Genomic DNA, 13,431 nt, shown 5'->3' on the forward strand with positions numbered 1-13,431 from the left:
TCCAAATTTGGGCAGAAAGCACTTTGGGAAAGGGCAGCACTTTTTTTGTCGCTTTACCAATTTTGGATTAAAGTTGTAAAAGTAGGGAATAGGGAATAGGGAATAGGGAGCAGGAAAGATCTTTTTAGGAAAAAGGCACGGAAAATGATTTTTTGAGTAAATTTTACTTCTCTTACTTATACTAAATGAAGAGCAAGTTTATTTTCTGGAGATATCAAAATGTCCTAAGACTTTTTTGTAGTGCTATAAGCTAATACTTTTCTAGGGTGAAGTTGGATGACAAAAAAACGAATTTTACTAATAGACGATCAAGATGATATTAGGGAAGTTGCCCAACTGAGTTTAGAAATGGTTGGTGGTTGGCAAGTAATTACTGGTAGTTCAGGTAGAGAAGGTATTGCTAAAGCAGAACTAGAACAACCAGATGCTATTCTCTTAGATGTAATGATGCCTGAACTAGATGGATTTGCTACTTTTCAAGAATTAAGAGCTAATCAAGCAACTAAGCAGATTCCAGTAATTTTCCTGACAGCAAAAGTTAGTTCAGACGATCGGCGTCAATTTTTTGAGTTGGGAGTAAATGGAGTAATTACTAAACCCTTCGACCCTATGTCTCTAGCAACTGAAATAGAAACAACTTTGGGTTGGGATTCTTCATTAATCGATAATGGATAATGAATAATGGATAATTACCTCTTTAAAAATTGATAACAGGGATGGGAGATCGACCTTGCTAAAATATTTTATCTTGACAAAAATAATGATTTGTGATATTAAAAAACAAATTAAATATTAAGATTAAAAAAATTATGACTTTAGCCTCTAAAATTATCCAGATAACTAATAATCTGAGATAAACTTAAAAATATATATTTTGTAAAGTAAAGCTGTAGCCGTAGATGTCAGACTGGGAATTTTTGCTACAGAAAGAGGGCGACCAAACCTGGCTACCTTTAGAATCAGCCGATGTGGAAATTCTAGAAGGTCGCTATCGCATTGTGGCGAATACTCATATAGCCAATACAGAGGTCCAAATTCGGATTATTCACGATTATACTGAAGAAATCCCACCTGTAAGACGAGTCCATAAACGTTCTAGTCGTACCCACTCTCAAGGTCTCATATCTATTATCCCCTTTACCCGCCTCAAGCCTGGTAAATGGGAATTTCGTTGTCAAGCTAAATTAACCACATCATCAAAAGAAACAAAGCAACATATTGTCCATCTAGAAGTATTGCCCACTGAGTATGATACTTCAGATTTTTCACAACAACTAGAACCACAGAATCACGAACTATATATAGTAGCAGATTCCCCACCTCAGCCAAAGGATTTGATTACTAATGAAAATATATCCTTTTTTTCTGGTCAAATAGACACAGATGAAGTGGCAATTAATCTAGAGGAAAATACAGTCAAAAATAATCCTGAATTGCCAAAACTTGAGGTAATTAAATCAGATGAAATAGAATTATTGGATGGTCAGATTCAAGATGAATCACAAGCATTATCAGAAGAATCAGAAAGTATGGAAAATATCGCTGATTTACTAGATAGTGATGAACAAGAACAGCCAAATATTCAAAGTCAAAACCAAGAAGTCAAAAATATAGAGAATAAATTAAAAGAACTAACTGAAACTCTAATCAATAACTCATCAATATTAGGGCAACTTCAGAAAGAAAAAGAAATAGAACTAGAGCAAAATCAAGAAACAGATATAGATACAGATACTAATACCCAAACTAACTCTATTGTAAATTTCCCTTTAGAGCTAACCTTAGATCAAGCATATTACATTACTAAACCAGGTGAAGCATTAATTATATCTGGTCAGATAATTCTTGATAATCAAAATCAGAATATTCCATCTAATGAAGACTTTAATAACCTGCCATTGCAGAATAATTTAACAAAAAAAGATTCTGCTATTGCAGAGAATAATACTCCGATAGTCAATGGAAACTTAAAAATTTGTTTGCGTAATCCTGAAACTTCAGAAATTTTAATAGAAGTACAGCAAACTCTACCAGAGCAAGTAACACCTATTGTATTTGCCTGTACAATTAATGTGCCGGAAAATATTAAAACTCGTCTAATATTAGGACAAATTATCCTCACAGATAGCACAAACACTCTAGCCAATAAATCTTTCACAATTACAGCCCCACTGCAGAATTTATTAGCAGTAATTGATGATAATTTTGTTGAAGATGAGCATCAGGGAACTACTCTAGAAACAAAAACTTTAGCAGCAAGAAAGCCAGAGCAAAAACCCCCTTCTTTTCTAGAATTGGTAGAAAAAATCAATCAGAGTCAACCAGAGCAGAAAACAGATAAAGAGCAACCTTTACCACCACAAATATATAAATCTGGCACAGGTGAATCAGATTCCGAATCACTAGAATTACCAACATTTGGAAATCCACTACCGGATAATATGGCCAAAGATGCAAATCAGATCAATGATTTGTTAATAAAATCAAATTCTCTCACAGATTCAGATCAAGTAGATGATGTTTGGAAAGATTCAGATCAGTCTGAAGATCGGACAAGTTTACAACCAGAAAAAGAGTCAGAGTCCAAAACTCTTAATGAAAAAGAGGAAGAAGCACCTGAGAGTAAGCAAAATCTTGTAGCCTTTCCGACAAAATTTGATCCTACAAACAAGGATTTTAAGGCTTTGAAGTTGGAGGATAGATTCTTTTCAAAGGCTTATTCCTTGATTAATGATTCTGAGTTGTTGCAATGGATGAAGGCTTCTTCTTTACAAGAAACGGAGGAAACAGACAATGGTACAGAATTAGAGAATACATCAGAGTCTAAGCAGAAAACTGAAATAGAGGAATTGCCGGATAATGATTCTATAAGTGTAATGGTTGATGATGAGGAATTTGCTAGTGGCAATAATGATGAAATTAATTGGGAAGCGCAAGAATTTGTGGTCGAAGATGAACAACTAGAAGAAACTTTGCCAAACCAAGAGAAACAATGGAATTTTGGTTTAGCTAATATTTCTCAACAGCAGGATGAATCAATTTCGACACAACCTTATATTTTACCTGATGAACAACCATTGCCAGTTCCTGATTTAGAAGTTCTGGGTAAAGATGTTATTGCGGGACGAGCGGTAAAAGTGAGGGTGAAATTACCAGAAGGTTTACCTAGGATTTATGTTAAGATTTGGGTTTACGATCGCCAAGCTCAAACAATAGTAGCTGGACCACGTTGGTTAACTGATTTTATTCCGAATGGAATGGGGCAACTAGAGGTAATTACAGAACTGGATATTGCTTATGGCTGTTTGGAAGTTAAGTTTGAGGCGATCGCTGCAGAAGTCCAAACTAACCGGGAGAGTCATAAAGCTATTATTGAGCGTTTGGTAGTTCCTCCTCCTCCTCCAAAGTTGCCTTTTGATGATTTGAGTTAGACTTGATTCCCAAGTTAGTTCTTGGACAAGACCAATTGCTAGCTACTAAAGCAGGCCAACCTTTGCGTAAAGCCTCAATACAAATAGTATGAACTGTTAGTTGACAGTCCAACATTTCAACACCTTCTTTTTGAGCTTGCTTCTTACTTATTTTCAGTATGGAATCATCATTAAACTCAAAGGTTTTATGACATTGAAGACAGACTAAATGGTGATGTTTACGAAGGTTGGGGGCGTTTATCTCATAATGTTTATGTCCTTCGGCTAATTCTAGTTCCCGCAAAATACCTACTTTGGTCAATAAATGTAGTGTCCGGTAAATGGTAGACAAACTAATTTGTTCCTGTTGATGTAGCAACAGATGATATATTTCTTCCGCACTTAAGTGTTTGCCTTGAGGTAGACGTTGAAACACCTGTAGAATAGTTTCTCTTTGAGGAGTTAAACGCCAACCTCTTTGGTTAAGTTCAGACTTAAGTGAATCATGGTTATAGAATGCCATATTTAGAATTTAGAATTTAGAATTTAGAATTTAGAAGTAATCCCTGACTAAGTTTGAGCATTTATAAATGTTCTAACGTTTGCTTCGATTGGTATATCTACACATATGAAAATATATACTTATTGAAATATTTTTGCAAGAGCTATAGCGCTACGCACAAGTTATATCAAATCCGGTAGCATTGGTCTAATTAAATAATAATAGTGTGGTCCGGGTGGGGAGTGTGGGGAGATGGGGAAAGCTAGAAAGATTTAGCAATAGCGCTCGTGAATTGAACATTTCTTTAATACCGAATCAAGCGGATTTGATATTAGAAGTTAAAAGTCAAAAGTCAAAATTTAGAAGTTAGAAGTCTGAAGTAATCCCTGACTGAGGATAGAGCATTTATCAATGTCCGCGCCTTATTTGCGTAGTGCGTCACGGCAAATGACAATTTCAAAGTAAATACTTTATCTTATACTATCAGCAATACTTTTTCTCTGCTTAACTGTAGGGTCATTTCATTCTAGATTTTGGCAATGAATTTATTGATTTTCAGAGAGCAAAAGATAGTAAGCATTCAGCACTCAGCTATCAGCTATCAGCTTAATTACCTTTAAAGAACAACCTATTCGACTATTCTAAAAATGCTTATTTACTTAAGTAAAATTTTCCTGAAAAGCTAGATTTTTCGTTTTTATCTTTAACAATATTTGGGCTTTTCAGCAAAAATATTATTAGTGGGATAGGTTCAAGGATGTGGTAGAAATGGATATCTAGAACTATGTCTTTTGCTTCCTTGATTTATCAAAAAGCTGAGAGCTGAACCCTAATAGCTGAATGCTTACAAAAGATATATTTCCTAAAGCTTGAAATAATACCAAGCGTGAAAAAAGAATGTTACGAATAGTTTAGTCAACTAAAATAGTTTAGTCAGATGCAGATTTGTTCAAATAGATTGTTTGAGGGCAAAAAATGATAATAATAACTACTTCTACTGACTACTGACTATTGACTACTAGAAACAGTATTAATATTTGTAGCAAACATTTATAAAATTGGTATGACGTAGCTTCGTCAATACATAAAATGGCACAGTTTAGAATGAAACAGCCCTGAGTTCACTGTAAGTCGATATTACTCCTAAGTCTTGGAAAAAATCTGCCATTACGGAAGTTTTGGAGTTGATGATAATTTTTTGAGAAATTGTCGTAAATAATAAATATTTACGAATTGAATTAATTGATGTTTAAAATATTCTAAATTCCCAGATTAATATAACCATACAAAACCTACAGAAATAATAACTAATATTACATTTTTTCCAAATACCAAATAATGCTTTAATAATATACTTGGAATCAAGCCAAGCCACCTATTTTACAGAAGTCAGAAGTCAGAAGTCAGAAGTCAGAAGTATAGAGCTTTTGAAATGGCTTCAGCTATTAGCTAAAGATTTCTTGTAAAAACCGGGTTTCTTTGCATAAGTCCTAAATTATCAGATTTTGGGTAAAAAATCCGATCAAAATATCCATCATAAATCAAAAACTTAAAAAATGAACGAAGAACAACGTCGAGCATATTGGCGTGCAAATACAGCATTAATCCGAAACTTGCTAATAGTTTGGGCATTAGTTTCAATTGTTTTTAGCATTTTATTAGTCCAACCCTTAAACACTATTCAATTTTTTGGTGTTCCCTTGGGTTTTTGGATGGCACAACAAGGTTCAATTTATGTGTTTGTAATCTTAATTTTTACCTATGCCATTCAAATGGATAAACTCGATAAAAAATACAACATGGACAAACTCGATCAAAAATCTAATACCGACAGGAGAGACTAAATGACTGTAGAAGTCTGGACATTTATACTCGTTATTATTTCCTTCATGGGTTATCTGTACATTGGATGGCGATCGCGAGTTAAAGATAGTAAAGGTTTTTTCGTCGCTGACCAAGGTGTACCTGCTATTGCTAATGGTGCTGCTACTGGGGCTGACTGGATGTCTGCTGCCTCATTTATTTCAATGGCAGGATTAATTTCTTTTTTGGGTTATGATGGTTCGATCTATCTGATGGGATGGACTGGCGGTTTTGTACTATTAGCACTACTACTCGCCCCATACCTGCGGAAGTTTGGTAAATATACAGTACCTGATTTTGTAGGCGATCGCTACTACTCAAATGTTGCCCGTATCGTTGCGGTTATTGCTGCCATCTTTGTCTCCATGACTTATGTTGCTGGGCAAATGCGCGGTGTCGGTATTGTTTTCAGTCGCTTTTTGCAAGTTGATATTGGTACTGGTGTTGTTATTGGGATGATTATTGTTGCCTTTTTTGCCATCTTAGGTGGAATGAAAGGCATCACTTGGACTCAGGTTGCCCAATATTCTGTACTAATTATTGCTTATCTAATTCCAGCTATTGCTATTGCTACAGTTATTACAGGTATTCCCATTCCTCAATTTGCTTTTACCTTCAGCGATATCGTCGAAAAACTCAATCAGGTTCAGGTAGACTTGGGTTTCCAAGAATACAGCGCTGCTTTTACCAACAAAAGTATGCTGGATGTTTTGTTTATCACTATTGCGCTGATGGTGGGAACTGCTGGTTTACCTCACGTTATTGTTCGCTTTTACACAGTACCAAATGTAAGAGCTGCGCGATATTCTGCGGGTTGGGCGTTATTGTTTATTGCTATCTTGTATACAACTGCTCCTGCTTTAGCTACTTTTGCTCGATACAACTTAATTGAGAGTTTACACAACAAAACTTTGGAGGAAGTGCAACAGTTAGACTGGGCGACAAAGTGGAAAAATACCGGTTTATTAGAATTTACCGATAAAAATAATGATGGTAGCTTCCAACTAACCCCAGATATAGAGACTAATGAAATTAGGATCGACAGAGATATCATTGTTTTATCTACTCCAGAAGTAGCAAAACTCGCACCTTGGGTCATTGCATTAGTGGCAGCAGGAGGGTTAGCTGCTGCTTTGTCTACTGCATCTGGTTTGTTGTTGGTAATTTCTAGTTCTATTGCTCACGATGTTTACTATCGGATGATCGATCCAGGGGCATCCGAGTCGCGACGGTTAATGGTAGGGCGGATCATGGTAGGGTTTTCTATTGCCATTGCTGGTTACTTTGGAGTTAACCCACCAGGGTTTGTTGCTCAAGTGGTAGCTTTTGCTTTCGGTTTAGCTGCTGCAAGTTTTTTCCCAATAATTATTTTAGGTGTGTTTGATAAACGCACTAATCGGGAAGGAGCGATCGCTGGAATGGTAGTAGGTTTATTGTTTACCACTATCTATATTATAGGTGTCAAATTTGCAGGAATGCCAACATGGTTTTTCGGCGTTTCTGCTGAAGGTATTGGCACTGTGGGAATGGTGCTGAATTTTATTGTGACTTTGGTAGTCTCTCGGATGACACCTCCGCCACCATTGGAAATACAAGAAATGGTAGAGGATTTGCGAGCGCCTATAGCTGTACCTGCTCCAATTGCAGATATTGGAGAGGAAGAGTTGGATTAATTTCAAGAAGAAAGAAGTCCAGTAGGGTGTGTTAGCGCCAGCGTAACACACCGAAAATCAACATGATGGTGGTGCGTTACATTTCATTAACGCACCCTACTAGACTACTACAAATTTTTCAACGTTGATGATGAGAATGTTTCAATTCACACCCCCCCAGATGTAGGTTGGGTTGAGGAACGATCTTCGGAGCTTATCCGTAGGATAAACCCAACATAATATACATACAGTGTAGGTTTTTGTTGGGTTCGAGATACGCTTAACCCAACCTACAATCTCTAAAATATCCGAAGTTAAGTTAAACTGGTAATGTAATATAAAAGTGATTCAGAAACAAAAATGGCTACACTTCAGATAGAAAATTTACCTAAAGACTTCAAAATCAATCTCTCGAAGTTATTATCTGGTATCAAACCTGGAGAAGAAATTATTATTTTAAATCAAGGAGTGGCGATCGCGAAGTTGGTTCCCATGTCTCCCTCATCTAAGCGACTAGCTACTTTGGGGCAAGATAGAGGAAAATTTCTTGTACCGGAAGATTTTAACGAACCTTTACCCGAAGAGATTACCGAAAAACTTAATAGTGTTTACACTCAACACTCCTCGGACTTAGATGAGAATATTGCTATGATGCAGTTTAGCAGCTTGAAAGGTGAAGAGATGTGATAAAATTTTTACTAGAAAGCTATAGGAGAACTTACTTAAAAATGGCAAAAATTACTACGGATGAATTACCCCAAAGTTTACAGACTTTATTTATAGAAGTTGAACGCACAAAAACACCACTAACTGTTATCCATGAAGGAAAACCATTAGTGATTATTTATCCTGCTGTTACCGAGACTAAACGCTCTCCCTGTGGCGTAATGAAAGGAACTGGTGAAATATTAGGGGATATAGTCGCTCCTGTTGACGAACTTTGGGAAGTGTTGGAATGAAATTGGAATGAAAATTCTACTTGATACTCATATTTGGGTTTGGTATTTACTTGACGATGCACGTTTATCGCTCCAACTTAAGAGAGCGATCGCCGATTCTAATAACGAACTTTGGTTGAGTCCAATTAGTGTTTGGGAAGCACTCGTCCTTGCAGAAAAAGGACGGATATCTGTGCAACCCGATCCTGTTACATGGATTAATTTAGCTTTACAAAGTTTAGAAACTCGTGAAGCTCAAATGAATCATGCTATTGCTATTTTGAGTCGTCAGGTTGTACTACCTCATAAAGATCCGGCAGACAGATTTATTGTTGCTACAGCTATTTACTATGGGTTAATATTAGCCACAGTTGATACTAATATTATAGGTAGTTCGGCAGTACAAACACTTAGTTAGAAAATCTTGTAGAAGAGCGATCGCTCATGTAGGTTGGGTTGAAGAATTGAAACCCAACATAATTATAGATACAGTATAGGTTTTTGTTGGGTTCGAGATACGCTTAACCCAACCTACAATCTACAATCTAAAACACCGAAAATTAATATGATCGTGGTGCGTTACATTTCATTAACGCACCCTACTAGATATAGAACCCATTTGGGATCTATTTAGAGATGGGGTGATGGGGTGATGGGGGGATAGGGTGATGGGGGAATTTTTCTACCTTTTTCCTCTATCCTATTTCTCTGACTCCTGACTCCTGACTCCTTTGCCAAAAACCCGCAGTTTTGCAGAGATACCAAATGGTTTCTATACAGACAGTTAGTCAGAAAATAGTATAAGAATTAACTTCTTTCTTGTAAAGTCGCGATCGCGACTCATGTAGGTTGGGTTGAGGTCCTCACACAGATTATGGCACGGATGCACAGATTAATTAACGCACCCAAAATCAAGGGTGGTGCGTTAGATTTCATTAAGGCACCCTACTAGACTCATGTAGGTTGGGTTGAGGAACGAAACCCAACATAATATACATACAATATAGGTTTTTGTTGGGTTCGAGATACGCTTAACCCAACCTACAATCTGAATACCTACGCACCACCACCCAAGGACGATCCAATTTCTGCACCAACAACTGCTCCTGCTGCTGCTCCTGCTGGACCTCCAACTACTGCTCCAATAACTGCACACACAATAGAACCTGTGACTGCAGCTCCTGCAGCTTTTCCTACGCCTTCTCCAAATCCCTTTGCGAATCCCTCTCCGAATTCCTTTACTGTGTTATCGTTGCCTTTCTTATTTTCGTTATTATTATCTTTCTTCATCATCATCATCTTATCTTCCAAAATTAGAATTTTTAATCAGATTTCAACCACCATTTAATATGAATGCTACAGGGGATTAAGACTTACCATTTCATCCTTAAATCTATGGTTTAATCTTTTCTTTATTATTGTCTTTGCATCCGTGTTTTGCCTAGTCCAAAAATGTTCAAATTTGTTACTTTTGTTCTGCCTCAATTTTATCTACTTTTGTAGAAAAATGTTAAAAATGTACTAGACTGTTACCCAACGCAAGTGATAATACAAAAAACATACCTCCCCTTATCCTATGAACTTGGAAGAAGTTATAAAAATAGCCAACCAAATAGTTTCTGAGAAAACAGGCAAACCTCTAAGTGACTTACAACAAGCAGTGCTTAAAGTTACTCTACAACGGAAGACTTACCAAGATATTGCCAAAGAATTTGATTGCTCTGAAAGCAATGTGAGAAAAGCTAGCTCAGAACTATGGCAGATAATTTCAGAAGAGTTAGGGGAAAAGGTTACCAAATCAAATTTTCGCTCCGCAATGGAGAGGTTTCATAACTCTAATATTTTAAACTTTGTAGAAAACGTGAGCGGTAGTTTTAATGTCTGTGAAAAACAAAGACACCCCCCAGACACACAAAACTCACACCAACCTAACCAACAAAAATCTCACCCCACACAACCCGCAACACCACATCAAGATTTAGACGAAATGCCAGAATTAGGCGACTTCTACAACCGCACTACTGAACTCGAAACCCTAACCACCTGGATTTCCAAACAACATTGTCGCCTCATTGCACTCACAGGTATCATTGGTATCGGCAAAACCACATTAGCAGTAAAACTCCTGCAACAAATTAAAAATAATTTTGACTATGTAATTTGGCGCAGTCTCGAAACATCCCCCACTTTTGCAGAATTTCAAGCTGACTTAATTCAGTTTTTCTCCCTGTCTCAACCACAAAACTCACTGCAAAACACACAAAAACCTTTACCCCTAATCAAATATGTACAAAAGCATCGCTGTTTAGTAGTTTTGGATGACATCCATCACCTTTTCAGTAGTGGGGAGTTAGCAGGAAAGTACAAACCAGGATACGAAAACTATGACTCCTTTTTCAAACAGATAGAAAAATTATCCCATCAAAGTTGCCTGCTATTAATAGGTTGGGAACAACCCATTAAACTGCTCCAACTCAAAAGCAAAAAAACTCCCATTCCTATTTTGCAACTGACTGGTTTAGATATTGCCAGCGCAACAGAAATACTCAGAGATTATGGTTTAACAGAAATTGATAACTGGGAAAAACTCATTCACCCCTACCAAGGCAACCCTTTATGGTTAAAAAGTGTGGCAAGTCAAATTCAAGAGTTAGAAGAAAATTTAATTGAATTATTGCCCGATGATGCCATCTTATTACCAGAAGATTTAAAAGATACTTTACAGGAGATAAGCGATCGCCTCTCCCAACCAGAAAAAGAAACTCTGTCACTCTTAGCAACAAAAAATCAACCTATTAGTCTGGCGCAACTATTAGTAGAAACTACACAAATGTCACCATCAGAATTACTCAACACATTACAATCATTGTGTCGGCGTTCCATAATTGAAAAACAAGAAAATCTTTACAGTGTGCCACCTGTACTCAGGAAATATTATATAGAATCCGATTGAATAGTCGTCCGCAGCGACGATAGGAAGCAATCTCCGCGCACCCCTGAGATTGCTTCCTTCCACTCCGTTCCAGTCGCTGCGGACTTGGATATAATAATCATCCGGATTTTATATTATACCATTTTAATAAAGTTACGACATGAATCTTAATTCCTAAACCTCTTGGTAATGGGGGTTGGGAGGATCTAACTTAGTAAAGATCTTTAACAAATTGTTATTACATAAAGAGTCAACCAAATCTCAAGATGGTATGATTACTAGAAAAATCAAATCCCTATTTAAACTATGAAAATTAGAGAGATTCTACAACAAAAGCGGGAAGAAATTCTCAACCTAGCTGCTCAACATGGAGCATCGAATATCCGAATATTTGGTTCAGTTGCACGAGATGAAGAGCGGGAAGATAGCGATATAGATTTTCTTGTGGATATGGAAAGCGATCGCAGTTTACTAGATCGTATTGGTTTAATCCAAGATTTAGAAGATCTTTTAGGGCTATCAACAGTATTAAAATAATTAGACACAATTTAACATAAATTGACATTTACTGTGATATACTAGATTTATGTCTAACTTATTAAACTATTAAAAGAGGTGGCCAATCAATTGAAATGCAATCAATTAAGACTAAATTAAAAGTTAATAATAAGCAAAAAACACTACTTGCCAAACACGCAGGTGTGGCTCCTGACTGCCTATAACTGGGGATTAGCGACTTGCATTACTGAATACCAATCAACCAAGAAACGACTGAGTGCTATCACTTTACATAAACGTTTGGTGAGGGAAGTCAAAAGTCAAAATCCCTGGTATTATGAAGTATCAAAGTGTGCCCCTCAACAAGCATTAAGAAACTTAGAAAGGGCATTTAAAAACTTTTTTACTATTCCCAAACGTGGATTTCCTAAGTTTAAGAAGAAAGGGAAAAAGGATAGTTTCTATCTAGAAGGAAGCATTAAAATATTGAAAGGAAACTACATCACATTACCCAGAATTGGAATAGTAAAAACTTATGAAATCTTACCCTCTGTGTCAATTAAAAATGTCACAATATCTAAACGAGCAAATAATTGGTATATCAGCTTTAAATATGATTATCAACCAATTCATACCGCCAAAGAACGAGATATTATCGGCGTAGATGTAGGTATAAATGCTCTAGCAACTTGTAGTGATGGAACCAAATTTGCCAACGCCAAAGCTTATAAGCAAGGCAAAAAACGACTAACTCGTTATCAACGTCGTGTCAACAAAAAAGAGCTAGGCTCGAAAAACAGAGCCAAAGCCATCAAAAAATTAGCCAAACTGCACAAGAAAATATCTGATATCAGAGCAGATGCACTACATAAACTAACAACATGGCTAGCTAAAAACCACAGCACCATAGTCATAGAAGATTTGAATGTAAGTGGAATGCTCAAAAAGCGGTCGAGGGATGGCGAGGTCTCCTCGCCATATCCAATCGACCAAGAGATCATAAATTGGCAAGTGCCATAGGAGATTGTGGTTTTTATGAGTTTAAGCGTCAGCTAATATACAAGTGCGAGTGGTATGGCAGTGAATTAGTGATAGCTGATAGATTTTATCCAAGTTCTCAAATTTGTTCTCACTGTGGGCATCAACAGAAAATGCCATTAAATGTGAGAACTTATGATTGTAGTAACTGTGGATTTCAATCTGACAGAGACTTTAACGCTGCTGTCAACCTAGAAAACTATGTGAATAAGTAGCTTGAGTTCCAAGCGATTTTAAGCCTGTGGAGAAGAAGGGACGTTGCATGCAACGTCCGTACGCAGACGATAGTCAGTGGTCTTCAGTGAAACAGGAAGCTAGCTCCAAAGCTCATGCAATCATGCTTTGGGTAAGTTTGGGTAAGTTTAGTAGAACGGCGAAAAGTAGATGTGGCAACTGTTAAAGGATTATGCGAGTCTTTCCGAGAAAGAATTATGAGCCAGGCAATATCCCTATGAAAGATGATAGAATATATTTACCAAAAAAATGTGGTTTAAAGCCTCCCCTTTTAAGGGGATAATAAATAAAAATTTTCTTTTGAGTCAATCCTATCCGTTTTCAAGGAGAGGTAAATTATTAATTATTAATTATTAATTATTAA

At 36.7% G+C, this 13,431-nt stretch carries 13 protein-coding genes and 1 pseudogene; 12 read left to right on the top strand and 2 right to left on the bottom strand.

Annotation, left to right across the window (positions count from 1 at the left end):
* Positions 1–276: 276 nt before the first annotated feature.
* The gene (locus tag F6K22_RS13035; RefSeq protein ID WP_293098047.1) at positions 277–675 is read left to right on the top strand and encodes a response regulator; all 399 of its coding nucleotides are present in this window, start codon (positions 277–279) and stop codon (positions 673–675) included.
* A 224-nt stretch (positions 676–899) separates the two neighbouring features.
* The gene (locus F6K22_RS13040) at positions 900–3,431 is read left to right on the top strand and encodes a hypothetical protein (protein ID WP_293098049.1); all 2,532 of its coding nucleotides are present in this window, start codon (positions 900–902) and stop codon (positions 3,429–3,431) included.
* Here F6K22_RS13040 and F6K22_RS13045 read toward each other — a convergent pair.
* The gene (locus F6K22_RS13045) at positions 3,370–3,933 is read right to left on the bottom strand and encodes a Fur family transcriptional regulator (protein ID WP_293098051.1); all 564 of its coding nucleotides are present in this window, start codon (positions 3,931–3,933) and stop codon (positions 3,370–3,372) included. The two genes, F6K22_RS13040 and F6K22_RS13045, sit on opposite strands and share 62 nt — an antisense overlap.
* A gap of 1,535 nt (positions 3,934–5,468) precedes the next feature.
* On the opposite strand from F6K22_RS13045, the gene F6K22_RS13050 reads away from it, so the two are divergent.
* From F6K22_RS13050 to F6K22_RS13070, 5 genes are all read left to right on the top strand, one after another.
* Positions 5,469–5,756: a DUF4212 domain-containing protein gene (locus F6K22_RS13050; protein ID WP_293098054.1), complete on the top strand. Its 288-nt coding sequence runs from the start codon at positions 5,469–5,471 to the stop codon at positions 5,754–5,756.
* Entirely contained in the window at positions 5,757–7,448 is a 1,692-nt protein-coding gene (locus tag F6K22_RS13055) for a sodium:solute symporter family protein (RefSeq protein ID WP_293098056.1), read from the top strand. It abuts the gene before it with no gap.
* A 339-nt stretch (positions 7,449–7,787) separates the two neighbouring features.
* Entirely contained in the window at positions 7,788–8,114 is a 327-nt protein-coding gene (locus tag F6K22_RS13060; protein ID WP_293098058.1) for a type II toxin-antitoxin system Phd/YefM family antitoxin, read from the top strand.
* Positions 8,115–8,155: 41 nt separating this feature from the next.
* Positions 8,156–8,386, top strand: coding sequence for a type II toxin-antitoxin system Phd/YefM family antitoxin (locus F6K22_RS13065; RefSeq protein ID WP_293098061.1), 231 nt, complete (start codon positions 8,156–8,158; stop codon positions 8,384–8,386).
* A gap of 7 nt (positions 8,387–8,393) precedes the next feature.
* The gene (locus F6K22_RS13070; RefSeq protein WP_293098063.1) at positions 8,394–8,783 is read left to right on the top strand and encodes a type II toxin-antitoxin system VapC family toxin; all 390 of its coding nucleotides are present in this window, start codon (positions 8,394–8,396) and stop codon (positions 8,781–8,783) included.
* Between the two features lie 638 nt (positions 8,784–9,421).
* Here the strand turns inward: F6K22_RS13070 and F6K22_RS13075 are convergent.
* Positions 9,422–9,676 carry a hypothetical protein gene (locus F6K22_RS13075; protein ID WP_293098066.1) on the bottom strand — a complete coding sequence of 85 codons (255 nt, stop codon included), beginning with the start codon at positions 9,674–9,676 and terminating at the stop codon, positions 9,422–9,424.
* 265 nt (positions 9,677–9,941) lie between these two features.
* Here F6K22_RS13075 and F6K22_RS13080 point away from each other — a divergent pair, with 265 nt between their 5' ends.
* From F6K22_RS13080 to F6K22_RS13100, 5 genes and pseudogenes are all read left to right on the top strand, one after another.
* Entirely contained in the window at positions 9,942–11,318 is a 1,377-nt protein-coding gene (locus tag F6K22_RS13080) for an ATP-binding protein (protein WP_293098068.1), read from the top strand.
* Between the two features lie 285 nt (positions 11,319–11,603).
* Positions 11,604–11,810: pseudogene (locus tag F6K22_RS13085) on the top strand (nucleotidyltransferase family protein); the annotation flags it as partial.
* Between the two features lie 171 nt (positions 11,811–11,981).
* The gene (locus tag F6K22_RS13090; protein ID WP_293098070.1) at positions 11,982–12,815 is read left to right on the top strand and encodes an RNA-guided endonuclease InsQ/TnpB family protein; all 834 of its coding nucleotides are present in this window, start codon (positions 11,982–11,984) and stop codon (positions 12,813–12,815) included.
* The gene (locus tag F6K22_RS13095; RefSeq protein ID WP_293098073.1) at positions 12,800–13,048 is read left to right on the top strand and encodes an RNA-guided endonuclease InsQ/TnpB family protein; all 249 of its coding nucleotides are present in this window, start codon (positions 12,800–12,802) and stop codon (positions 13,046–13,048) included. Before F6K22_RS13090 ends, F6K22_RS13095 begins: the two co-directional genes overlap by 16 nt.
* Positions 13,049–13,095: 47 nt before the next feature.
* Positions 13,096–13,233, top strand: a complete 138-nt coding sequence (locus F6K22_RS13100) for a hypothetical protein (RefSeq protein ID WP_293098075.1) — start codon at positions 13,096–13,098, stop codon at positions 13,231–13,233.
* Positions 13,234–13,431: the final 198 nt, after the last annotated feature.

This window comes from Okeania sp. SIO2F4 (assembly GCF_010672385.1).
GTDB lineage: Bacteria > Cyanobacteriota > Cyanobacteriia > Cyanobacteriales > Microcoleaceae > Trichodesmium.

Coding starts and splice junctions, on each gene's coding strand:
- F6K22_RS13040 (WP_293098049.1), top strand. CDS start 900: ATGTCAGACTGGGAATTTTTGCTACAGAAAGAGGGCGACCAAACCTGG.
- F6K22_RS13060 (WP_293098058.1), top strand. CDS start 7,788: ATGGCTACACTTCAGATAGAAAATTTACCTAAAGACTTCAAAATCAAT.
- F6K22_RS13065 (WP_293098061.1), top strand. CDS start 8,156: ATGGCAAAAATTACTACGGATGAATTACCCCAAAGTTTACAGACTTTA.
- F6K22_RS13070 (WP_293098063.1), top strand. CDS start 8,394: ATGAAAATTCTACTTGATACTCATATTTGGGTTTGGTATTTACTTGAC.
- F6K22_RS13045 (WP_293098051.1), bottom strand. CDS start 3,933: ATGGCATTCTATAACCATGATTCACTTAAGTCTGAACTTAACCAAAGA.
- F6K22_RS13080 (WP_293098068.1), top strand. CDS start 9,942: ATGAACTTGGAAGAAGTTATAAAAATAGCCAACCAAATAGTTTCTGAG.
- F6K22_RS13035 (WP_293098047.1), top strand. CDS start 277: ATGACAAAAAAACGAATTTTACTAATAGACGATCAAGATGATATTAGG.
- F6K22_RS13100 (WP_293098075.1), top strand. CDS start 13,096: ATGCAACGTCCGTACGCAGACGATAGTCAGTGGTCTTCAGTGAAACAG.
- F6K22_RS13050 (WP_293098054.1), top strand. CDS start 5,469: ATGAACGAAGAACAACGTCGAGCATATTGGCGTGCAAATACAGCATTA.
- F6K22_RS13055 (WP_293098056.1), top strand. CDS start 5,757: ATGACTGTAGAAGTCTGGACATTTATACTCGTTATTATTTCCTTCATG.